Origin of the sequence: Corynebacterium endometrii (assembly GCF_004795735.1) — a bacterium.
Lineage (GTDB): Bacteria > Actinomycetota > Actinomycetes > Mycobacteriales > Mycobacteriaceae > Corynebacterium > Corynebacterium endometrii.
The window spans coordinates 2,213,685-2,235,452 of record NZ_CP039247.1; the positions used below are offsets into that span (position 1 = coordinate 2,213,685).

The 21,768-nt window shown below is 65.6% G+C and carries 20 protein-coding genes; 9 read left to right on the forward strand and 11 right to left on the reverse strand.

What is annotated here, in order from left to right:
* Positions 1-108: 108 nt before the first annotated feature.
* The gene (locus CENDO_RS09985) at positions 109-981 is read left to right on the forward strand and encodes a type IV toxin-antitoxin system AbiEi family antitoxin domain-containing protein (RefSeq protein ID WP_136142263.1); all 873 of its coding nucleotides are present in this window, start codon (positions 109-111) and stop codon (positions 979-981) included.
* A gap of 114 nt (positions 982-1,095) precedes the next feature.
* Here CENDO_RS09985 and CENDO_RS09990 read toward each other — a convergent pair whose 3' ends face one another.
* The 3 genes from CENDO_RS09990 to CENDO_RS10000 form a co-directional block, all read right to left on the reverse strand.
* On the reverse strand, positions 1,096-2,235 hold the full coding sequence (locus CENDO_RS09990) for a glutamate--cysteine ligase (protein ID WP_136141881.1): 1,140 nt from the start codon (positions 2,233-2,235) through the stop codon (positions 1,096-1,098).
* Positions 2,236-2,298: 63 nt separating this feature from the next.
* Positions 2,299-2,985, reverse strand: a complete 687-nt coding sequence (locus tag CENDO_RS09995; RefSeq protein ID WP_246014279.1) for a LytR C-terminal domain-containing protein — start codon at positions 2,983-2,985, stop codon at positions 2,299-2,301.
* 10 nt (positions 2,986-2,995) lie between these two features.
* Complete coding sequence (locus CENDO_RS10000) at positions 2,996-3,265, reverse strand: DUF3263 domain-containing protein (RefSeq protein WP_425456179.1); 270 nt, start codon at positions 3,263-3,265, stop codon at positions 2,996-2,998.
* A 16-nt stretch (positions 3,266-3,281) separates the two neighbouring features.
* Here CENDO_RS10000 and CENDO_RS10005 point away from each other — a divergent pair, with 16 nt between their 5' ends.
* Genes CENDO_RS10005 through CENDO_RS10020 form a run of 4 tightly spaced genes read left to right on the forward strand, consistent with a single transcriptional unit; the run spans position 3,282 to position 7,280 of the window.
* Positions 3,282-3,896: a peptide deformylase gene (locus tag CENDO_RS10005; protein WP_136141884.1), complete on the forward strand. Its 615-nt coding sequence runs from the start codon at positions 3,282-3,284 to the stop codon at positions 3,894-3,896.
* Positions 3,897-4,949, forward strand: coding sequence for an N-acetylglutamate synthase, CG3035 family (locus CENDO_RS10010; RefSeq protein ID WP_136141885.1), 1,053 nt, complete (start codon positions 3,897-3,899; stop codon positions 4,947-4,949).
* A gap of 41 nt (positions 4,950-4,990) precedes the next feature.
* Entirely contained in the window at positions 4,991-5,800 is an 810-nt protein-coding gene (locus CENDO_RS10015) for an exodeoxyribonuclease III (protein WP_136141886.1), read from the forward strand.
* 13 nt (positions 5,801-5,813) lie between these two features.
* Positions 5,814-7,280: a phospholipase D-like domain-containing protein gene (locus CENDO_RS10020; protein ID WP_425456181.1), complete on the forward strand. Its 1,467-nt coding sequence runs from the start codon at positions 5,814-5,816 to the stop codon at positions 7,278-7,280.
* 19 nt (positions 7,281-7,299) lie between these two features.
* On the opposite strand, the gene CENDO_RS10025 is transcribed toward CENDO_RS10020, so the two are convergent.
* Genes CENDO_RS10025 through CENDO_RS10040 form a run of 4 tightly spaced genes read right to left on the reverse strand, consistent with a single transcriptional unit; the run spans position 7,300 to position 10,786 of the window.
* Complete coding sequence (locus CENDO_RS10025) at positions 7,300-8,478, reverse strand: multidrug effflux MFS transporter (RefSeq protein ID WP_136141887.1); 1,179 nt, start codon at positions 8,476-8,478, stop codon at positions 7,300-7,302.
* A 52-nt stretch (positions 8,479-8,530) separates the two neighbouring features.
* The gene (locus tag CENDO_RS10030; RefSeq protein WP_136141888.1) at positions 8,531-9,295 is read right to left on the reverse strand and encodes an ABC transporter permease; all 765 of its coding nucleotides are present in this window, start codon (positions 9,293-9,295) and stop codon (positions 8,531-8,533) included.
* Entirely contained in the window at positions 9,296-10,240 is a 945-nt protein-coding gene (locus CENDO_RS10035) for an ABC transporter ATP-binding protein (RefSeq protein WP_136141889.1), read from the reverse strand.
* Positions 10,241-10,270: 30 nt separating this feature from the next.
* On the reverse strand, positions 10,271-10,786 hold the full coding sequence (locus CENDO_RS10040) for an NUDIX domain-containing protein (RefSeq protein WP_136141890.1): 516 nt from the start codon (positions 10,784-10,786) through the stop codon (positions 10,271-10,273).
* 90 nt (positions 10,787-10,876) lie between these two features.
* Between CENDO_RS10040 and CENDO_RS10045 the strand changes: the two genes are divergently transcribed.
* Genes CENDO_RS10045 through CENDO_RS10055 form a run of 3 tightly spaced genes read left to right on the forward strand, consistent with a single transcriptional unit; the run spans position 10,877 to position 15,924 of the window.
* The gene (locus CENDO_RS10045; protein WP_246014281.1) at positions 10,877-12,364 is read left to right on the forward strand and encodes a hypothetical protein; all 1,488 of its coding nucleotides are present in this window, start codon (positions 10,877-10,879) and stop codon (positions 12,362-12,364) included.
* Complete coding sequence (locus tag CENDO_RS10050) at positions 12,364-13,407, forward strand: glutamate ABC transporter substrate-binding protein (RefSeq protein WP_136142266.1); 1,044 nt, start codon at positions 12,364-12,366, stop codon at positions 13,405-13,407. Before CENDO_RS10045 ends, CENDO_RS10050 begins: the two co-directional genes overlap by 1 nt.
* Entirely contained in the window at positions 13,408-15,924 is a 2,517-nt protein-coding gene (locus tag CENDO_RS10055; protein ID WP_136141891.1) for a serine/threonine protein kinase, read from the forward strand.
* 89 nt (positions 15,925-16,013) lie between these two features.
* Here the strand turns inward: CENDO_RS10055 and CENDO_RS10060 are convergent, their stop codons facing one another.
* Together CENDO_RS10060 and pta are read right to left on the reverse strand one after the other, a co-directional pair.
* A complete protein-coding gene (locus tag CENDO_RS10060; RefSeq protein ID WP_136141892.1) occupies positions 16,014-17,237 on the reverse strand; it encodes an acetate kinase in 1,224 nt (407 codons plus the stop codon).
* Positions 17,237-18,607 (reverse strand): phosphate acetyltransferase, encoded by a 1,371-nt coding sequence (gene pta / locus CENDO_RS10065; protein WP_136141893.1) that lies wholly within the window; start codon positions 18,605-18,607, stop codon positions 17,237-17,239. The genes CENDO_RS10060 and pta overlap by 1 nt, the downstream gene beginning before the upstream one ends.
* A 115-nt stretch (positions 18,608-18,722) precedes the next feature.
* On the opposite strand from pta, the gene CENDO_RS10070 reads away from it, so the two are divergent.
* Positions 18,723-19,163 carry a GNAT family N-acetyltransferase gene (locus CENDO_RS10070; protein WP_136141894.1) on the forward strand — a complete coding sequence of 147 codons (441 nt, stop codon included), beginning with the start codon at positions 18,723-18,725 and terminating at the stop codon, positions 19,161-19,163.
* On the opposite strand, the gene purT is transcribed toward CENDO_RS10070, so the two are convergent.
* The gene (gene purT, locus CENDO_RS10075) at positions 19,160-20,380 is read right to left on the reverse strand and encodes a formate-dependent phosphoribosylglycinamide formyltransferase (protein WP_136141895.1); all 1,221 of its coding nucleotides are present in this window, start codon (positions 20,378-20,380) and stop codon (positions 19,160-19,162) included. The two genes, CENDO_RS10070 and purT, sit on opposite strands and share 4 nt — an antisense overlap.
* A gap of 90 nt (positions 20,381-20,470) precedes the next feature.
* Positions 20,471-21,763, reverse strand: coding sequence for an adenylosuccinate synthase (locus CENDO_RS10080; protein ID WP_136141896.1), 1,293 nt, complete (start codon positions 21,761-21,763; stop codon positions 20,471-20,473).
* Positions 21,764-21,768 lie beyond the last annotated feature (5 nt).

Sequence of the window (21,768 nt, forward strand, 5' to 3'; positions counted from 1 at the left end):
CGATCCGCCCCTCGAACCGGCGGATCGTGGCATAATCGAACGAGATTGTTGCACTTTTAGCGCCCGGTGAGGGGTTACCGGGCGGATTGCGAGTATCGGGGGCCTTTCATGGACGAGCTTGTTGTTACCGGACTTTCGCGTTCGCAGATTTCGCGCCTCGCGGCCCAGGGGAAAATCGTGAAAATCGCGCCGGGCTTCTACCTCCGGCGCGAGCCGACGCCTTCGGAGCTCGCTGCCCTGGTGATGAAGCGTTGGCCGCGCAGCGTCTTTACCGCAGAAACCGCCCGGCGATTGCACATGGGCCAGCCCATTAGCTTTCCGCTCGATGTCACTTCAAGTACCGGAATGCCGCGCTCCGCGTACTTCTCAGTCTCACGATGCAAGCAGATGGACTTCACGCGGATAGGCGCGCTGAGGTGCCACATCCCGGTGCTGGCCGTTGATTTTCTCCAGGAGCCGGAGGCCATCGCGCTGCTGGAACACGCATACTCCGGGCGCAGGGGAAGGCAGCGGCTTGAGCAGGAGCTAAGCGGCATCAAGCGCCTCCCGGCGCGGACTAGAAAGCTGCTGGGCACCGCCTCGATAGGCTCTGACAGCGTCCCGGAGCGCGCCTTAGTCAAGGCGCTTCGCCAACGCGGTTTGACCGTGGAGACCAACAAGCAGATAGGCCCGTATTTCTGGGACGCGGTTATACCCCGGCTCAAGGTGGCGGTGGAAATTGATGGCTTCCAGTTCCATAGCCAGCGGGACACGTTGATCCGGGACCATTGGAAATCCAATGATGCCACCCTGCGCGGCTACACGGTGCTGCGCTATACCGGCAGCTGCATCAAGCACCACCTGGCCGATGTTGTTGAACAGATATCCTCCGTGGGCAGCCCAGATCTGGGCGCTAAGGTCCACGGCCCCGTCTGGCGTTGGCACTGGGTCCTCGCGCCGCTTCATCGGGACGGCTGGACCGGCCCGGGATTCGAGGAATGAGGAGGAGTGGGTCAAACCCGCAACAATCGCGTTCGTTCTCCCCCAAACCCGCCGCGTTTTAGGCCCGATCGAACGAGATTGTTGCATCGGCCACCACGGCTGCGCCGGGACCGGCTAGCGCAGCGGCCTGAGCTCCACCATCTCCCGGCAGGTCTGGTCCACCACGGCCTTCCAGTCACCGGTTTCTTCGAAGAGGCCGCGCTGGCGCTCATAGGCGGCGCCGCGGTCGATGATTTCGCGGATGAGCTGGAGTTCATCGGCGCAGCCTAGCTCCTCGGCCAGCGGGGCAAGCTCCACCATGAGGTCGGCAAGCTCGTCTTTGACCCAGCGCTCGTCGGTCTCGCGGGAGGTGATGACCAGGGCGTCCATGCCGTAGCGGGCGCCGCGCCACTTATTTTCCGCGACATGCCACGGCTGCAGCGTGGGAAGCTCTTCGCCGCGGTCAATCATGCGGTCAAAATGCACCACAAGGCAGTGGGTGAGCGCCACAATGGCGGATAGCTCGCGCAGGTTGGTGGTGGCGTCGGAGATGCGGACCTCCACGGTGCCCCACTTGGACGCCGGGCGGATATCGAAATGCATGGACCCGGTGTGGTTAATCACGCCGGAGATGGCCTGATCCCGCATGTAGGCCTGCCACTCGCCCCAGCTACCGAACTGGTACGGCATGCCCGCGGTGGGAAGCTGCTGGTATAGCATGGTGCGGTTCGACGCGTAGCCGGTATCTAGTCCCTCCCATCCCGGGGAGGATCCGGAGATGGCCAGCAGGTGCGGGTACTTGGTCATCAGAGCGTTGATGATGGGCCACACGCGGTCCTCATGGGAGATACCCACGTGGACGTGGACTCCCCACAGCAGCATCTGCTGGCCCCAGTAGCGGGTGCGGTTGATGATCTCCGCGTAGGTCTCTTTGGTGGAGACGGGGTTGAGGCGGTAATCGGAGAAGGGGTGGCCGCCGGACGCCCACAGTTTAAGGCCCATCTCTTCGCTGACCTCGCGCACCGCATCGAGGCTAAGCTGCAGGTCAGCCACGGCCTCGGGAACGGTATCGCAAACGCCGGTGACCAGCTCGACGGTATTTTGCAGGAACTCCTTTTCCAGGTGCACCTCTGGGTGGCGCCGGGCAACCTCGTCGATGACCTCCGAGGCCCGCGGAACCAGGTCGCGGGTTTCGGGGTCTACAAGGGCTACTTCCCACTCGACACCCAGGGTGGGGCGGGGGGAACGCGCAAAGTTCTCTGCCGGGATAATCACCAGTTCAGCTTACCGAGCGCGCGGCACGCCCGCTGAGATTTCATTCACCCCGCGCGCGTTGGCCTAGTTGTTGTTGGTCAGCACCACGGTCAGGCCGCGGTCGCGGGTGGCTTCCTCCGGCAGTGAGTCGATGTTCTCACGGGCGATACCGCCGATCTTGTCCGCAATGGAACGCGCCTCACGCTCGGCGGCGGCGTCCCCGGCCGGGAAGAAGACGGTGGTGTCAGGGAGGATTTCGTCGGCGAAGTTGCCCACCTCGCCCAGCTCGTAGCCCTCGGTTTCCAGGCGTTCCGAAATGTCCGCCGCGAGCCCCTGGACCATAGAGTTATTGAGCACGCTCACGCGCTTCGGGGCCTCCTCGGCGCCGGCCGGCGCACCCGGCGCCGGTGCCGGGGCCGGGGCGGGTGCCGGAGCTGGCGCGGGCGCCGGCTCGGGGGACCCGGCGGGGGCTGAACCCTCCGCGGGGGCTGAACCCTCCGCGGGCGCTGATCCCTCCGCGGGTTTGGCCCCCTCGGCCGGGGCGGCGCTTGGTGCCGGGGCGGCGGCGGAAGGCTGCTGCGTGGCGGCGGTCTCCCCCGCTAGGGAGGCCTCGGGATCGTCCTTCGTGAAGGCGTAGAGCGCCCAGAGCGCCAGCATGACCGCTACGGCGATGAGCACCATGGCAAGGCCGCGCAGGGGCAGGCCGGCGGCGGGGGCGGCCTCATTCTGGGGGCTGTCCGGAGTCTGGTTTTCCTGATTCACATTAGTCACACGCGTAACTTTAGCCACCCGCATTGCCGTTTTCGCGCGCGGCGCGCCGAACGCCCTCACGTTGTTCCCGCACCCGCCGCAGGCGCCCTACCAGCACGGGAAACTCCGCCAACGCGGCCGGCTCCTCCAGCAGCTGGTTGAGCCGCTGATGGTAACGCACCGGGGAAAAGTCGAACCGCGCCCGGATGGCCTCCTCCTTGCGGCCCACTTGACGGGGCGCGCTGGATTCAAATTCCAAGATGGCGCGGTCAAGTTCGTTTAAGACATGGGAGCTGGACATGCCTAAACTGTAGGGCATGACTATTCTTCCCATCGTTATCCACGGCGATCCGGTGCTGCACAATCCCACCGAGCCCGTGACAGAGGATATCTCCAACCCCGAGCTCCAGCAGCTCATCGCGGACATGTATGAAACCATGGAGGCCGCACACGGCGTGGGCCTCGCCGCGAACCAGGTGGGCGTGGGCAAGCGCCTATTCGTCTACCACTGCCCGGACGTGGACGGCCCTAACGGCACCGCGAAGGAAGACGGCGGCATGCGGCGCGGCTGCGTCATCAACCCGGTGCTGGAGACCTCCGAGATCCCGGAGACCATGCCGGCCGATGACGGCACCGACGATGAGGGCTGCCTGTCCGTCCCCGGCGAGGGCTTCCCCACCGGCCGCGCGGACTGGGCGCGGGTGACGGGCAAGGATGAAAACGGCCAGGACGTCACCGTCGAGGGTTATGGTTTCTTCGCCCGCTGCCTGCAGCATGAGGTGGGCCACCTGGACGGCTACGTGTACACGGACACGCTCATCGGCCGCTACAAGCGCCAGGCCAAGAAGGCCATTAAGGCCAACGGCTGGAACGTCGCAGGCCTGACCTGGATGCCAGGTGAGGACAAGGACCCGTTTGGGCATGATGATTAAATGAGTTACATCTTCCGGTCTGATTCCGTCCAGCCAGGTGAGCGGGTGGTGGCGCGCCGCAAATACTTGTCCGACGCCGCCCCAGGCGCCCAGCCCACCACCGTCTTCAGCGATGTCATTGGCCACGTGCTCAGCGTGGACCCGCTGGTCATCCGCCCGCAACAGGTGGGCGGCTATCCGTCCACCCTGGACGCCGTGACCATTTCCGAAGATGAACTCTACGTGGTCAAAAAGCTTTCGCCACGCACCGTGCGCAACTCTGACATCCGCAACGTGGAGCTGGCCTATTCCAAGGCCTTCCCGGGAATCGAGCACAGCTGGTGCGGGCAGTGGCTGCTGCGCGCCGGCGACGGCGTGACGGAGCGCTCCAACTCCGCGGCGCCCCTGGGCCCATCCGCACCGTTCGAGGCGCTGCCCGTGGAGGAGATTCGCGAGTTCTACGCGCGCCACGGATTGCCGCCGCGCGTAATGATTCCGGAACGCATCGGCAAGCCCGCCGAGGCGCTCGCCGGGCGCGAGGGCTGGGAGCTGGGCCCGGAGATCATCGTGATGACCCGCGCCCTCGGCGAGGAGGGCGATGCGCCCGTGGAGGTTGAATTGCCGGAATCCGCCGCGGCCTATGACTTTGAGGTCGCGGACCAGCCGGACCGGGACTGGCTGAAGATGTACCACTTCCGCGGCCAGCCCCTGCCGGAGCACGCGCTGAACCTTTTGCGCGAAAACATCGAGGGCACCATGGGATTCGGGCGGCTGCGCGTCGCCCGCGGAGCGGATGCCGGACGCACGGTGGCCATCACCCGCGGCACCGTGACCGAGGCCGGCCGCCACACCTATCTGGGTTATTCCGCCGTCGAGGTTGCCGAGGACCACCGCCGCCGCGGCCTGGGCACGCTCTTAGGAGCCAGGATGCTGCAGTGGGGCCGGGAAAAGGGCGCCGACCAGGCGTATCTGCAAGTCATCGCCAGCAACCAGGCCGGCATTAGCCTGTATGAGAAGCTGGGTTTTCTTGAGCACCACCGCCACCGCTACGCGACGCTGCCGCCGGTGGGTTAACGGCCCCTGCCCACGCCCGCTTCTGCGGTACCCTAGTGGGCATGCGCATCGCCACCTGGAACATCAATTCTGTACGCACCCGCGCCCAGCGCGCGGTAGACCTTCTGGTCCGCCACGACATTGACGTGTTAACGCTGCAGGAAACCAAGGTGGCCGATGATAAATTCCCCCGCGGCATCTTCGAAGAGGCCGGCTACCACGTGGCCTGCCACGGGCTGAACCAGTGGAACGGCGTGGCCATTGTCTCCCGCACCGAACCGGAGGACATCCGCACCTCGTTCCCCGGCCAGCCGGGCTTTGCCAAGGCGGCGGACAAGCCCCAGGACCTGGAGGCGCGCGCCCTGGGCGCGCGCATCGCGGGTATCGACGTCTGGTCCCTCTACGTGCCCAACGGGCGCGAGCTCACGGACCGCCACTACACCTACAAGCTGCAGTTCCTCTACGCCCTGGCCGCCTACGCTGAGAGCAATGCCAAGTCCAAGCTGCTGCTCACCGGAGATTTCAACATTGCGCCGGAGGACCGCGACGTGTGGGACATGGACGTCTTCCGCGGAAAGACCCACGTCTCCGAGCCGGAGCGCGCCGCCTTCCAACGCCTCCAGGAGGCCGGGCTGGAGGAGGTCACCCGCCGCTTTACCGAAGAGGCCCGCTACACCTACTTCGATTACAAAGGCTTCCGCTTCCAGAAGGGTGAAGGCATGCGCATCGACTTCCAACTCGCCAGCGCGCCCTTGGCGTCCACCGTCACCGGCGCCCAGGTGGACCTAGCCGAGCGCGCCGGGGAAAAGACCTCCGACCACGTCCCGCTGATCGCGGACTTCGCCGTCGCCGACTTCGATTCCGTCCGCTAACGCCGGTGCCCCAATGATTGACATCAACCTAGACTTTAGCTTCTGGCAGCTAGCGCTGCTGATCGTGGACTACGCCATCAAGATCGTAGCCATTGGTTTCGTCCCCGAAAACCGCCGCCCGTCTTCCTCCACCGCGTGGCTGCTAGCCATCTTGCTGCTGCCTTTCGTTGGCCTGCCGCTGTTTTTGCTGATGGGGTCCAACTGGATCAACGGTCGCCGGCACGAGGTGCAAAAGCGCGCCCTAGAGCGCGTGTCCAGCGTGCAGGACAACACCCCGGCCCACTCGAGCGCCAGCCTGCACCCGGAGATAGAGTCCATCATCAAGCTCAACCGGAGGCTGACCGGTTTTCCCTCGGCCGTCGGACACAACATGGGCCTGCACGCCAACTACAACCAGGCCATCGATGAGATGGTCCGCGCCATCGACGAGGCCGAATCCTACGTCTACGTGGAGATTTACATCGTCTCGTGGGATGAAGCCACCGGCGAGTTCTTCAATGCTCTCCGCCGCGCCGTGGAGCGCGGGGTCAAGGTCAAGCTGCTCTTTGACCAGATCGGCTCCTGGAAGTACCCGGGTTATTGGACGCTGGGCCGCCGCCTCGACAAGCTGGGGGTGGAATGGCGCCTCATGCTGCCGCTGCAAATCCACAAGGGCCGCTTCCGCCGCCCGGACCTGCGCAACCACCGCAAGCTCGTGGTCATCGACGGCAACCGCGGATTCATCGGCTCCCAAAACCTGATCAAGCGCCAGTACAAGACGCGCGACCGCAAGTGGATCGACTACATGGTTGAGCTCACCGGCCCCATCGTGACCTCCATTGAGACCATCTTCGCGGTGGACTGGTACCTCGAGTCCGAGGAGGCCCTAGAGATCACACCGCTGCCCGAGGACCGCGGCGACGCCCCGGATGCCAACATCTTGCAATTGGTCCCCTCCGGCCCCGGCTTTACGGCCGAGCCAAACCTGCGCCTGTTTAATTCCCTGGTCCACCACGCAAAAGAACGCCTGGTGCTGGTTTCTCCGTACTTCGTGCCGGATGAATCCCTGCTGGAGGCCGTTACCTCCGCCTGCTACCGCGGCGTGCGCGTGGAGCTGTACGTCTCCGAGGAAGCGGACCAGTTTATGGTTAACCACGCCCAGTCCTCCTACTACCAGGTGCTGCTGGAGGCTGGCGTGACCATTTATCAGTTCCCCAAGCCCTACGTCTTGCACTCGAAGTTCATGCTCGCGGACCCCGGCATCGATGGCCGGGATCCCATCGCCGCGTTTGGTTCATCCAACATGGACATGCGCAGCTTCGGCCTCAACTATGAGTCCACCATGATGGCGGTCCGCGGTGACATCATTGGCCAGCTCAACGAGCTGGCGCACAATTACCGCGCCGTGTGCCACAAGCTCACCCTGGAGGAATGGAACGAGCGCGGCTGGGGCCGCCGCTACGTGGACAACGTGATGCGCCTGACCTCGGCGCTGCAATAGCGCGCGGAATCCACCCGCGCTAGGCGGGGTGCCGCGCGGTGGAATAGAGCATCCCGGCAAGCGCCACCGCGGAGCACACAACCATGCCGGTGACCATGCCCACAGCGGGGTTGGCGGCCAGGCCCACCAGCGGGGACATGACCGCGCCCATAAGCGCCTGCGCAAACCCCATCTCGGCGGAGACGGAGCCGGAGCGCTCGCGCATGAGGCTGGTGGCCAGCGCCGTGGAGTTTGCCATGATGACCGCGGTGGGCGCGGCCACTAAGAACATGCCCACGAGCTTGAGGGCATCGGGCAGGTCCAGCATGACTATCGCGAACAGCAGCCACGAGGATACGAAGGAAGACCCCACCGCGATCCGGAGCATGGTCTTCGAGCCCAACCGCCCCACCAACCGCGCGTTGAGCAGCGAGGAGGAGAAGATGCCTAAGGAAATGAGCGCGAAAATCAGCGAGTAACCGGACGCGCTAAAGCCCATCTGCTCCTGGATGATGAACGGGCTGGATGCAACGTAGCAAAACATCGTGCCAAAACTCATGGCCATCGCCAGCAGGTAGCCCCAGATCAGCGGGCTTTTAAGCACCGCGACGTAGTTACCGGCCACCGCACCGGCGAAGGCGCGCACGCTGGCCACTTCCTTCACGCTGCCGGTTTCCGGCACAACCGCCCAGGCGATGAGCAGCTGAATGACGTGGAGGCCCGCCAGCGCCCAGTGGATTCCGCGCCAGCCCACGGGCTCGGCCAGCAGCCCGCCGATGACGGGCGCCACGGCCGGCGCCAGACCGTTGATGGCCATCAGCAGGGAAAATGCCTTGGCCGCGGAGTCGCCGCGGACCAGGTCCGGGATAATCGCGCGCGCCAGCACCACGCACGCGCCGCCGCCGAAGCCCTGGATGACGCGCGCGATGATGAGCACCCATACGCCCGGCGCCAGGGCCGCGATGACCGCCGCGAGCGCGGCCAGGACGGCACCGGCGAGCAGGAGCTTGCGCCTGCCCACCACGTCTGAGATGGGCCCAATTATCAACTGGCCCAAGCCCATGCCCGCGAAGAAGCCGGACAGGGTGAGCTGGGCGATGGACGTAGTGACGCCAAACTCCGCCGCGATGGCGGGGAGGACGGGCAGGTGCATGTCAGTTGCAAAAGGCGCTGTCGCTGTAAGAAGCGCCAACGCCATGAGCAGTGGAGTAGGAATCATAAGGAAAAAGTCTATACCCGCGCTCTACCAGCACGCGGAATCGCCAGTAGGGCTACACGTCCCGCTTCTGGAGGAGCAGCACGCCGGAAATCCACAGCACCGCTGACCACACGATGAATACCACCAGGTATCCGGTTGCCGAATCAAAAGGCGCGTCCGGCGGCGGCGCCATGTCGCTGGTCCAACGCTGGAAGGCGGTAAATGGCATGAAATTGACTATCTTTTCGCCAACCTTGGGCAGCAGCAGGATGAGACTATCGAGGCCCAAGTAAAGGATCAGGCTGATGGCCACGGTGCCCGCGGTCTGGCGCAACAGCAGGCCCAGGCCTTGGCCGAAGAGCACCAGGAGCACGGCGGCGAGCGGGGAGACCCAGAGGCTGTGGCGGCCCGCATCGGAGCCGAAGGGGTCGTAGCCCGCGGTGACTTCCTCGTTGCCGAAGAGCCCGCCAATGGCGTACGCGCCGGCCACGCCAACCAACACCAGCACGGCGGCGATAACCGCGTACAGCACGTATTTGGCCACCGGCACCTGCCAGCGGCGCGGATTGGCCATGTAGACGGTGGACTGCAGGCCGTAGCGGTACTCCGTGGTCACCACCATGATTGCCTGGATGAGCAGCACGGGCAGCGCGAGCGGGTACAGGGCTTGCACGGTCGCCTGCGGCGTAATCGGCCCCGCGGCCTCGATGCCCATGCTGTTGGCCAGTGAGGTGTTGAGCAAGGCCCAGCCCAGCAGGAAGAAGAAGAACACGCCGGTGGTCCACCAGAAAGACTTGGTGGTTCGCAGCTTGGTCCATTCGGCCTTCAAGGTTTTCATCTACTTGCCCTCCCCCTGCTCGGCCGGCTCGGAGCCGCCGCGGTACTGAACGGATTCGGCGGTCAGTTCCATGAACGCGTCCTCTAGCGAGGCCTGCTTTTCTGAAAGCTCCGTCAGCGGCACGCCCACGGAGTAAGCCAGGTTTCCAATGAAATCGGTGGTCTTATCGGCGACGGTGAAAATATCGCGGCCCTCGGAGTCCTTGCCCTTGGTGTAGGCGATGGATTCCTCATCCAGGGCGTTGCCCAGCGCATCGAGGTACTCGGAGCGCACCACCACCGAGGCCATGGAGTTGTCCTTGACGAACTCGCGGGTCGGCTGGTCCGCGATGAGCTTTCCGCGGCCGATGACCACCAGGTGGTCCGCGGTCATCGCCATCTCGGACAAAAGGTGCGAGGAGACCAGGACGGAGCGCCCCTCGGCGGCCAGCGCGCGCACCAGGGAGCGCACCCAACGGATGCCCTCCGGATCCAGGCCGTTGACCGGCTCGTCGAGGATGAGCACCTCGGGATCGCCCAGCAGCGCGCTGGCCAGGCCCAGGCGCTGGCCCATGCCCAGGGAAAAACCGCCGGCCTTCTTGCCGGCGACTTCGCTAAGGCCCACCAGGTCAAGCACCTCATCGACGCGCTTGGCGGGGATGCCGTTGGAATGGGCTATCCACTTGAGGTGATTGGCCGCGCTGCGGTTGGGGTGCACGGCCTTGGCGTCTAGCAGCGCGCCGACCTTGTGCAGCGGCTTATCTAGCTCCGCGTAGGCCTTGCCGTCAATGGTGGCGGTGCCGGCCGTGGGCCTATCCAGCCCCAGGATCATGCGCATGGTGGTGGACTTGCCCGCGCCGTTTGGACCAAGGAATCCGGTCACAATGCCGGGCTTCACGCTGAAGGTGAGGTCATCTACAGCACGGACTGACTTGTACTGTTTTGTCAGTCCCTGAACTTCAATCATGGCCTCTACACTGCCATAATTTACGCCGAATTACCCGTGGAGGCTGCGCACCCGCTCGATAATCGCCGGCAGCGACTCGCCGAAGGCGCCTAGGAGCTTGAGTTTATGCACGTCATCGAGCGGGACCCAGCGCAGCTCTTCGGACTCCTCGTTGGCGTGGGTGGCCAGGGCCTCGCCGCTGCGGGTGCGGGCGATGACGGTGGTGTACGTCCACCCGCCGGGCTCGACGGGCCCGCTGGTCACGCCGGACCAGAGGACCTCAATGTCGGTGGCGTTGAGCCCACACTCTTCCGACGCCTCCCTCACCGCCGCTTCCACCGCCGTTTCCCCCGTATCGCGGGCCCCGCCGGGAATCCCCCACGTTCCTCCCTGGTTGGTCCACCCGGCGCGCAGCTGCAGCAGCACGCTGAGCGCGCCGTCCACCCGGGCGAGGAGGAAGAGCCCGGCGGCTCCGTGGAGCCCCCACACGCGGCGCCCGCCGGGGCCCGCGGCCCAGCCGTCGCCGCTGCCGGGGATGCGGGCAGGCGGAGGGGAAGATGCATTCATACCCCTCATCCTAACCACATGGCTACACGCGCCGTCTAGACCCGGGCGAAGTGCTGGCGTGGCGGGGCGGGGTGCGGCTATCCTATGGGAATGACCGAACCCGGGACTCACACGCCGCACACTGGCCCACACGATGGGCCGCATGGCGCGCCGGATTCCGGCCAGGTCCTCGTGGCCTCCAGCGACCATTGGTTGGATGATGTCACCGCCCCGGCTAACCCCGCGCAGTCCAGGGCCACGCTGCTGGCCATGTCCACGTTCGCCGGCCCCTCACGCCTGCTGCGCCGCGTGTTGGCGTTTGTGACCACCACCCCGGGCAAGCTGTTTACGGTCACGGTCATCCTCACCCTGGCGATCGCCGCGGCAGGCATGTCCATGTCCAATTCCTCCGCGCAGCGCCAGCGCGACCTGGACGTGCTGCTCAATGTCACCGAGCCGATGAGCAACTCGGCCCACAACCTCTACACCTCGTTGTCGCTGGCGGACACGCTGGCCACCACGGGTTTCGTGCAGGCCGGGGTGGAGACTGAGAGCAACCAGCGAAGCTATTATGAGGCGGTGGACAGGGCGGCGTCGGCGGCTACGGAGTCCGTGCTGGGCACGCAGGCCTCGGACCAGCGCATCCGCAACCTGGTGGGGTTCATCCAGCGCCAGCTGCCGGTGTACACGGGCATGGTTGAATCCGCGCGCGTGAACCACCGCGGGGGCAACGCGGTGGCGGTGGCGTACATGTCCAACGCCTCGGCGCTGATGCGCGAGGACATCTTGCCGGCGGCGGCGGAACTGTTCCGCCTGACCTCCGCCAAGGTCAACGAGGAGCACGAGGCGCTGACCAAGCCGCAGTGGGTGCCGCTGTCCGGCCTGCTCGCGGCGGTGCTGTTTTTGCTCCTGGCGCAGTGGTGGCTGTTCCGGCTCACCCGCCGGCGCATCAACCGCGGCTTCGCCGCCGCGACCGTCTTCATGCTGGTGGCCATGGCCTGGGTGGCCGGATCCAACCTGGCGTCCTGGTCGGCGGGCGCGCGCGGGTTCGAGGAGGCCTCCCACCCGTGGGACGCGCTGACCGCCTCGCGGATCGAGGCGCAGCAGGCCCGCACGGAGGAAACGCTGGCGCTGGTTCGCCGCCAGTCGCGGGAGGCCTCGGAATCCAATTTCCAAACCACGGTGAGCAACATCCGCGGTGCGCTCAATGACTTCGAGGCCTCCGAGGCCATCAACCCCACCCGCTCCACCTACCGCGCCCAGCTGCTGGCGGACTCGCGCGAGTCCCTGGGGGACTGGGAGCAGGGCCATTCCTCGCTGGTCGCCGCGCTGCGCGAGGGCAATTATGACCGTGCCATCCACCTGGCCGCCTCCCGGACGCCGCTGCCGGACGAGCCGTCCACCTCAGCCAACGCGTTTAGCAACCTGGACGTGTCTTTGGCGAAGTTGATTGCCGATTCCCGCCAGGCCATGCGCTCATTCATCCAGGATTCCCTGTCCGCCATGACTATGGTGTCCACCGCCGTGTTGCTGCTCACCTTCGGGGCCATCATCGCGGTGTGGCTGGGTATCCGGGCGCGCCTTCAGGAGTACCTGTGATGAAAACGCCCGCCATCGCTACCGCCGCCCTCGCCGCGCTCGCGGTTTCACTTAGCGCCTGCGCCCCGCAGCCGCGGAACCCTAACGCCTCCGCGCCGGCGGTGATTAATGACGTGAACCCGGATAAGCCCGCCGAAGGCTACGTCCCCAACGCCGCGCCCGCCGCCGGCCCGCCGCTGCCCGCGGGTTCCGTGTTTGAGCCCGCCGGTTCGGTAGAGGCCTCGGAAATTTTGACCGAGGACCTTGAGGGCTCCCTGCGCCCCGATGACAAGGAACCTGAACAGCGCGTCCCGCCCATCCTCAAGCGCGGGCGCATCATCGTGGGGGTGGACCAGTCCCACAACCTGTTGAGTTACCGCGACGCGGCATCGGGCGAACTGCGCGGTTTCGAGGTTGACCTGGCGCATGAGATCGCCCGGGACATCTTCGGGGATCCGGGAAAGGTGGACTTTCGCTACATAGAGTCCTCGGACCGCGAGGCGGCGCTGGCCTCGGGCGCGGTGGATATCGTGATCCGGACCATGACCATTACCTCCGCGCGTCAGCGCCAGGTGGAGTTTTCCATCCCGTACCTGACCACCCAGACCCGCATGCTCGTGAGCAAGGGCTCTGAGATTACCTCCGTGTCCGAAACGGCGGGCAAGACCATCTGCGCGGCAGACGGTTCCACCGCCATTGACCGCATCCGCATCGAGGCACCGGACGCCGATATCTTGAGCACCCGCTCCTGGGGCGATTGCCTCATGGCCCTCCAGTTGCACGAGGTGGACGCGGTGGTCACGGATGACACGCTGCTGTCAGGCATGGTGGATCAGGACCCGTACACGCAGATCGTGGGGGAATCCATGGCCACCGAGACGTACGGCGTGGGCGTGCGCAAGCCGGACCGTGAGTATGATTCCTCCGGCCTGGTCCGCCAGGTCAATTCCACGCTGGAGCGCATCCGCCGGGACGGCACCTGGGCCCGCATGTACAACGAGTGGTTCGCGGCGTACCTGCCGTCCCCTAGCTTGCCGCCGATTGTCTACCGTGAGGAGGACTAGATGAACGAGCACAACCTGTCCGACGACGAGCTCGACTACATCGACGACCCGCACCCCACCCAGGCCGTGGCGTACAACCCTTTCGCCCACGATGACCCGGTATCCCAAGGCACCGCCCACCACGGGGACAGGGACCATACGCTGCACTCCGGCGAGACCGCCGAACCGGCCACGCAGGCCGTTGCCTTTGACCCCTTCGCCGATGAGGACGAACCCGGCACGGACGCGGTGGCCTTCGATCCCTTCGCCGATGACGATGAGGCTTTGGGCGATAACGAGGATGACATCGCGGCGCTCATCGCCGACCTGGGCAACCTGCGCAAGCGGCAGGACGAGGCGCGCGCCGCGCAACAAGACCCCTCCCAGCGCTCCCGCGAGCAGGCCCTGACTATTTTCCGCGAGCGCCGCGCCGCCCAGCGCACGAACCGCGAGGTGGCGGACGGCATGGTCCGCCTGCCGTTCGTCATCCCCTCAGACCCGGTCTCCGCGCTGATCGACGGCGAGGCGGCCGCCAAGGAAAAGAACATCCCCGCGCCCCAGCTCAAGGCCGGGGACATGGTGGCCAGCCAGTATGAAATCCTCGGCGTAATCGCCCACGGCGGCATGGGCTGGATATACCTGGCCAATGACCACTTTGTCTCCGGCCGCGTGGTGGTGCTAAAGGGCATGCAGGCGCACAAATCCGCCGATGAAACCGCAGCCGCCGAAGCGGAGCGCGAATTCCTCGCGGACATCACCAACCCGGGCATCGTGAAGATCTTCAACTTCGTGGACGATGCGCGCGTGCCCGGCGGCTTCATCGTTATGGAGTACGTGGGCGGGCCCTCACTGCGCCAGCGCCGCAACGCCCAGCCGGACAAGCTCCTGCCGATAGACATAGCGATCGCCTACCTCCTCGAGGTCCTGCCCGCCCTGGACTACCTGCACGCCCGCGGGGTGGTCTACAACGACCTGAAACCGGATAACATCATCATCTCCGAGGACCAGGTCAAGCTCATCGACCTGGGCGCGGTCTCCGGCATCGGCGCCTACGGTTTCATCTACGGCACTAAGGGCTTCCAGGCCCCCGAGGTGGCCACGGAGGGCCCGTCTATAGCCAGCGATATCTACACCATCGGCCGCACCCTGGCCGCGCTGACCCTGCGCCTGCCCCAGGAGGACGGCTTCTATAAGCCCGGCATCCCCTCCCCCTCCGAGGAACCGGAGCTGCGCCGCCACCTAAGCCTCTACCGCTTCTTAAAGCGCGCCACCCACGAGGACCCGAAGCGGCGCTTCCCCTCCATCTCCGCGCTGCGCACCCAGCTCTACGGCGTGCTGCGCGAGGTCATCGCGGTGCGCGATGGCATCCAGCACCCGGCGCAGCATTCCCTGTTTTCCCCGCAACGTACGACGTTTGGCACCAAACACCTGGTTTTCCGCACCGACCAGCTCATCGACGGCATCGACCGCACCGTCCGCATCACCGCGCCCGAGGTGGTCTCCGCCCTTCCCACGCCGCTACTTGACCGCGAGGACGTGGGCGCGGCCCTGCTCCAGGGCTTTTCCTACACGGAGCCGCAGGAGGCCCTGGAAACCCTGCGGCAGGCCATGCGCGCCTCCGAGTACGTGGAATCCGCGGAAATCCCGCTGGGCGTGGTGCGCTCCATGCTGGATCTGGGCTACACCGCGCAGGCCAAAAGCTGGCTGGAGTCCCTGGAGCCGCGCCTGGGTGAGGACTGGCGTTTCCAGTGGTACTCCGGGCTTATCGCCCTGTTGCTGGATGATTTTTTCACGGCCCAGAAGCACTTCGTGCAGGTGCTCTACATCCTGCCCGGCGAGGCCGCCCCCAAGCTGGCGATCGCCGCCATCAACGAGCTCATCCTGCAGCAGCTGGGCTACAACCTGGCCAGCCTCATCGAGCCGTCCGTGGCACGCGCGTGCGCAGGCATCTCCTCCTCGCTGGCGGACCTGGACAACGAGGCCTTCCAGGACCAGCCAGGCATCTGGGAACACGTCACCGATGACCCGGCCCTGCTGCGTTTTAACTCCATGCGCCTCTATGGCCTGGTGTGGGCCACGAACCCCACCACCGTGTCCTCCGCATTCGGCCTGGCCCGCCAGTTGCGCGCCGAGCACCAGGTGGAATCCGCGGTGGCCACGCTGGACAAGGTGCCCAACGCCTCGCGCCACCAGCGCATGGCGCGCCTGACCACGATCCTGCAGCTGATATCCCACTCGCTCAGCGAATCCCGCATCCGCCGCGCCGCCCGGCGCCTAGAGGAGGTCCCCACCAACGAACCGCGCTTCATGCAGGTCAAGGTGGCCGTCATCTCCGCGGGGCTAAACTTCCTGCGGGATAACGGCCTGGAGGCGGCCACCTCGCCCAATGACCTTTTCGAGTTTGCCTTCACCCAGCGCGGGCTGCAGTTTGGCCTGGCGGACTCGCTGCGGGCGCTGGCCCGCCAGGCGCCGTATTCCCGCCACCGCTACGCGCTGGTGGACCTGGCCAATCAGGTAAGGCCCACCACCTGGACGTAATCCTTCGCTTCGCTCCGGATTACGACAAGTCGACTCCGATTTACGCGAAATCGGCTTGGGGTTTACGAAAGGAACTTACCCCGGGGCCCTTAAGAGTACAGGCCCGCCTCGCGCGCCATCTCCGCGATGACCTGGGACTTTTGGGCGATGGCCAGCTCCTCGTTGGTGGGGACCACGAGGACCTTGACGGTGGAGTCATCGGTGGAGATGATGCGCGGCTCGGAGGAGCGCACGGCGTTTTTCTCCGGGTCAATCTTGATGCCGTACATCTCCAGGTCCGCCAGCGCATCCGCGCGCACGTCCACATCATTTTCGCCCACGCCAGCGGTAAATGTGATGGCGTCCACGCGGCCCAGGGCGATCATGTAGGAACCAATGAAGCGGCGCAGCTGGTGGATGTAGACGTTGTAGGCCAGCCACGCGTCATCATTTTCCTGCTCGATGAGCTCGCGCAGCGTGCGGAAATCGTTGACGCCCGCGATGCCCTTCACGCCGGACTGCTTGTTGAGCAGGTTGTCAATCTCATCGATGCTCATCCCGGCCTGGCGCGACAGGTGGAAGATCACGCCCGGGTCAATATCGCCGCAACGGGTGCCCATGGCCAGGCCCGCCAGCGGGGTCAGTCCCATGGACGTATCCAGCGGGTGGCCGTTGAGAATCGCGGCGGCGGAGGCGCCATTGCCCAGGTGCAGGGTGATCTGGTGGGTGTGCTCCGGCTCGCGGCCGATAAGGCCCGGCACCTGCTGGGAGACGAACTCGTGAGAGGTGCCGTGGAAACCGTAGCGGCGAATCGCGTTCTCGCCGGCCACCTCGTTGTTGATCGCGTACAGCGCGGCGGCGGGCGGCATGTCGTGGAAGAAGCCGGTATCGAACACCGCAACGTGCGGAACGTCCGGCAGGATGGCACGCGCCACGCGGATGCCGTCCAGGTTCGCCGGATTGTGCAGCGGCGCCAGCGGGATGAGGTCCTCGATCATGGACTCGATCTGGTCCACGATGAGCTGCGGTTCGCTAAACAGGCGGCCGCCATGCACCACGCGGTGCCCCACGGCGGAAAGCTCAACCTGGGTTGGGCCCACGCCGTGGTCCGTCATGATCTCAAACGCGCGCGCCAGGCCCGCCTTGTGATCGGGGATGTCACGCTCTTCCTTGAAGGCCTCGCCGCGCACCTTGACGGTGATTGCGCCGCCGGGCTCGCCGATCTGCTCCACCAGGCCGGATACCTCGGGCGCGTCCGTCGCGGAATTTTTCGGATTGACCAGCTGGAACTTAATGGAGGACGAACCTGAGTTGAGTACCAGGACAAACGACATTACTTGGCACCCCCTGCCTGGATAGCGGTGATAGCTACGGTGTTGACGATGTCCGGGACGGTGGCGCCGCGGGACAGGTCATTGACCGGCTTGTTGAGCCCCTGCAGGATTGGACCCACGGCCAGGGCGCCGGCGGTACGCTGGGCGGTCTTGTAGGCGATGTTGCCCGCCTCCAGGTCCGGGAAGATGAACACGTTCGCCTGGCCAGCAACCTCGCTGCCCGGCATCTTCTTCTTCGCCACGCCCATGTCGCAGGCCGCGTCGAACTGCAGGGGGCCCTCAACCTTGACCTCGGAATCCAGCGCGCGGGCGGCCGCAACCGCCTGGATGGCGCGGTCCACGTCAGGCCCGGAGCCGGAATCACCGGTGGAGTAGCTCAGGACCGCCACGCGCGGGTCGATGCCGAAGGCCGCCGCGGTCTTCGCGGACACCACGGCAATCTCGCCGAGCTGCTCGGCGGTTGGGTTGGGGTTGACCGCGCAGTCACCGAAGGCCCAGAGGCGATCACGCATGACCATCAGGAAGATGGAGGAAACCACGGACGCGCCGGGGGCGGTCTTGATGATCTGGAAGGATGGCTTGATGGTGTGCGCCGTGGTGTGCGCGGCACCGGAGACCATGCCGTCCGCCAGGCCCTTGTGCACCATCATGGTGGCGAAGTAGGAAATGTCCTTCATGGTCTCGCGGGCCTGCTCCAGGGTCACGCCCTTGGCCTTGCGCAGCTCGGCAAACTCCGCCGCGAACTCCTCCGCCAGAGGTGAGGTGAGGTGATTGATGAGGCGGGCCTCGGAAATGTCGATGGACAGTTCCTCGGCGCGGGCGAGCATGGAGTCCTTGTCACCAAGGATGGTCAGCTCGCACACGTCGTTGGCCAGCAGCTGGGAGGCGGCGATGAGGATGCGGTCATCATCGCCCTCCGGCAGCACCACGTGCGCGCGGGCCGCGCGGGCCTGCTTGATGAGCTGCTGTTCGAAAACGGGCGCGCTCATCACCGGCTCGGCGCTCAGCGCCAGCTGGCCCCTTAAGCCCTCCACGTCATCCAGGCTGCTGACCACGCCGGCCACGGTGGCCTTTTCTTCCTTCGCGTTGCGCACGGCCTGATCGGCCGCGTGGAAGCCGTCCGGGGCCACGAGCAGCAGCGGCACGCCCACCGCGGCCGCGGCTACGGCGTCAAAGTGCGGTTCGCCGATGCCCTTGATGATAGCCGGGCCGTCGGCAAGGAGATCGGCGGAGACTACCGCGGAAATGCTTGGGTCGCGGTCATCAAGGCTGGCATAACGCGAACCCAAGGCAGCCGCGAAAGCCTCCACGTCCACTCCAGAGAAGTCCTGTCCAATAACGCTAACGAGTGCGGAGCGGGATTCTGACATGCTAAGAAGGCCTCTCTTCCTTTGCCTGCTAGACAAGCATAAGATGTAGTGATTTAACTCACGCGAATAATCTATGAGTGATGTTTTCACTCTACTGCACACCTAGTCTAATTACATGCCACACCTCATTTCTTCCCCACTGACCAGCCTCAGCGCGATGGAGGTCCACCGCCTGTACAAACTCCGCGTCGACGTGTTTGTTCACGAACAGCGCTGCCCGTACCCGGAGATCGATGACATCGACGCGCGCGAGACCACCGTGCACATCCGCGCCGTCGACGGGGATAACTTGCTGGGCACGGCCCGCATCTTCCCGGCCGGCGGCTACATGCAGTTCGGCCGTTTCGCCCTCCACCCCAGCGCCCGCGGCACCGGCCTGGGCGCAGACATCATGCACGCGGCCCTGGAACTGGCCCGCCGCCAGGGGCACCCCACGGTCTTCCTCGAGGCGCAGTCCCCCCTCGTGGGTTACTACCGCGGCTTTGGGTTCGAGGTCTGCGGCGAGGAATTCATGGATGAGGGCATCCCCCATACGCCGATGATTCGGCGGGGCTAGGCGGGCTCGGACGCGGGATTGCCCACGGTGATTCGGCTGGCGGCGAGCACCGCATGATCCCGCGCCTCCTCGACGGTGGCGGCGGTTGAGGCCACCAGCCCCATGCGGCGGCCCGGGTAGGCGTTGGGCTTGCCGAAGAGGCGAACGTCCGTTTCCTCCACCGCCATGGCCTCGGCCAGGCCGGCGTAGGCTATCTCCTCCCCGCTGTCCTTGGCGTGCAGCACCACCGCCGCGCCCGGGGAGACTAACGTCACGTCGATGGGGTAGCCCAAAATGGCGCGCGCGTGCAGGTCAAACTGGCTGAAGCGCTGCGTGTAATGCGTGAGCATCGCCGTATCCGCCGGGTGCGGGGACACGGAGGAAAAGTACACGTCCTCGCCGGAGACGAACAGCTCCACGCCGTAGACGCCGCGCCCGCCCAGCGCGTTGGAGATGCGCGCCGCAACGGAGCGCGCGTTTTCGGCCGCGCGCTGATTCATGGCCATGGGCTGCCACGCCTCCACCAGGTCACCGTGCTCATGTCGGTGGCCGATGGGTTCGCTAAACCACGTGGCCAGCTTGCCGGTGGCCGGGTCGATGGAGCGCACCGCAAGGACCGTGACCTCATAATCGAAGTCAACGAAACGCTCGGCAATCACGCGCTCCTCGTCGCTGCCCACGCGGCGGACCTTGGCCCAGGCCTCCTCGATTTCCCCGGGTTCGCGGACAATCATGTGCCCCTTGCCGGAGGTGGACACGTCCGGCTTGACCACGCAGGGATAGCCCAACTCCTCTACCGCCTCGCGCAATTGCTCCGCCGACGCCGCCGGCCTGATCGCCGTGGTAGGCAACCCCAGCTCCGTGGCCGCGGCGCGCATCGCCTCACGCGTCTGCGTCAGCTCGCACGCCCGCGCGGTGGGGACCACCACGGCCGGCGAATGCTCATCCAGCTCGGCCAGCGCCTCAAAGGAGACGTTTTCTACCTCCGGGACCACGAAGTCCGGGCGGATCTCCCGGGCCAACTCGAGCACGGCGTCCTTGTCCGTAACGTCCGCGATGTGGCTAAACTGCGCCACCTGCGCCGCCGGGGAACCCTCGTAGCGCTCCACGGCGTGGACCTCCAGGCCCAGCTTGTGGAAGGCCGCGGCTAGGTCCTTGCCCAGCTCGCCGCCTCCCAAGATCATCACCTTGGTGGCGTTTGGGCTCAACGGGGTGCCAACGTTGCGTGCAAAATCCATGCGGCAATTATCGCATACAAATAGCCCAGTACCCCGCGCGGGCCGTGGGCGCGGGGCCTATTCGGGGCGGCGCCCCGCGGCCAATGGGGGCTACTCGCCCTTCATGATGTCGTGGCGGATGATGGTCTGGTCACGGCCCGGGCCCACGCCGATGTAGGAGATGCGCGTGCCGGAAAGCTCCTCCAAGCGCAGGACGTAATCCTGGGCCTTTTGCGGAAGCTCCTCGAAGGTGGTGCAGCCGGTGATGTCCTCATCCCACGCGGGCATGGTCTCAAAGATTGGCTGCGCGTGGTGGAACTCGGACTGGGTCAGCGGCATCTCATCGTAGCGCTTGCCGTCCACGTCATAGGCCACGCAAATGGGGATCTCGCCGATGCCGGTGAGCACGTCCAGCTTGGTCAGGAAGTAGTCTGTAAAGCCGTTGACCCGGGTTGCGTAGCGGGCGATCACGGAGTCATACCAACCGCAGCGGCGCTTGCGGCCGGTGTTCACGCCCACCTCGCCGCCGGTGGTCTGGAGGTATTCGCCCCACTTATCAAACAGCTCCGTGGGGAACGGGCCGGCGCCCACGCGTGTGGTGTACGCCTTGATGATGCCCAGGGATGAGGTGATCTTGGTGGGGCCGATGCCCGAGCCCACGCAGGCGCCGCCCGCGCTAGGGTTCGATGAGGTCACGAACGGGTAGGTGCCGTGGTCCACGTCCAGCATGGTGGCCTGGCCGCCTTCCATGAGCACGTGCTTGCCGGCGTCCAGGGCCTCGTTGAGGACCTGCTCCGACTCGATGACCATGGGGGCCAGGCGCTCGCGGTAGCCCAGGAAGTACTCCACCACGGTCTCGGGGTCGATGGCCTTGCGGTTGTACATCTTGACCAGCATCTGGTTCTTGACGTCAAGCGCGGACTCGATCTTCTGGCGCAGGATGGACTCATCGAAGATGTCCTGCACGCGGATGCCCACGCGGGCCACCTTGTCCGCGTACGCCGGGCCGATTCCGCGACCGGTAGTACCAATGGCGCGCTTGCCCAAGAAGCGCTCCTGCACGCGGTCCAGCACCTGGTGGTACGGCGCCACGAGGTGGGCGTTGGCGGAGATGCGCAGGCGGGACGCGTTGGCGCCGCGCGCCTCCAGGCCGTCAATCTCATCGAAGAGCGCCTCGAGGTTGATAACCACGCCGTTGCCAAGGACCGGGACCGCGTTTTCGGAAAGAATGCCGGCCGGCAGGAGCTTGAGCTCATACTTGTCGCCGCCAACCACCACGGTGTGGCCGGCGTTGTTGCCGCCGTTGGGCTTGACGACGTAATCAACGAGCCCGCCGAGGATATCCGTGGCCTTACCCTTGCCCTCATCGCCCCACTGGGCGCCCACAATGACGATTGCTGCCATGGTCT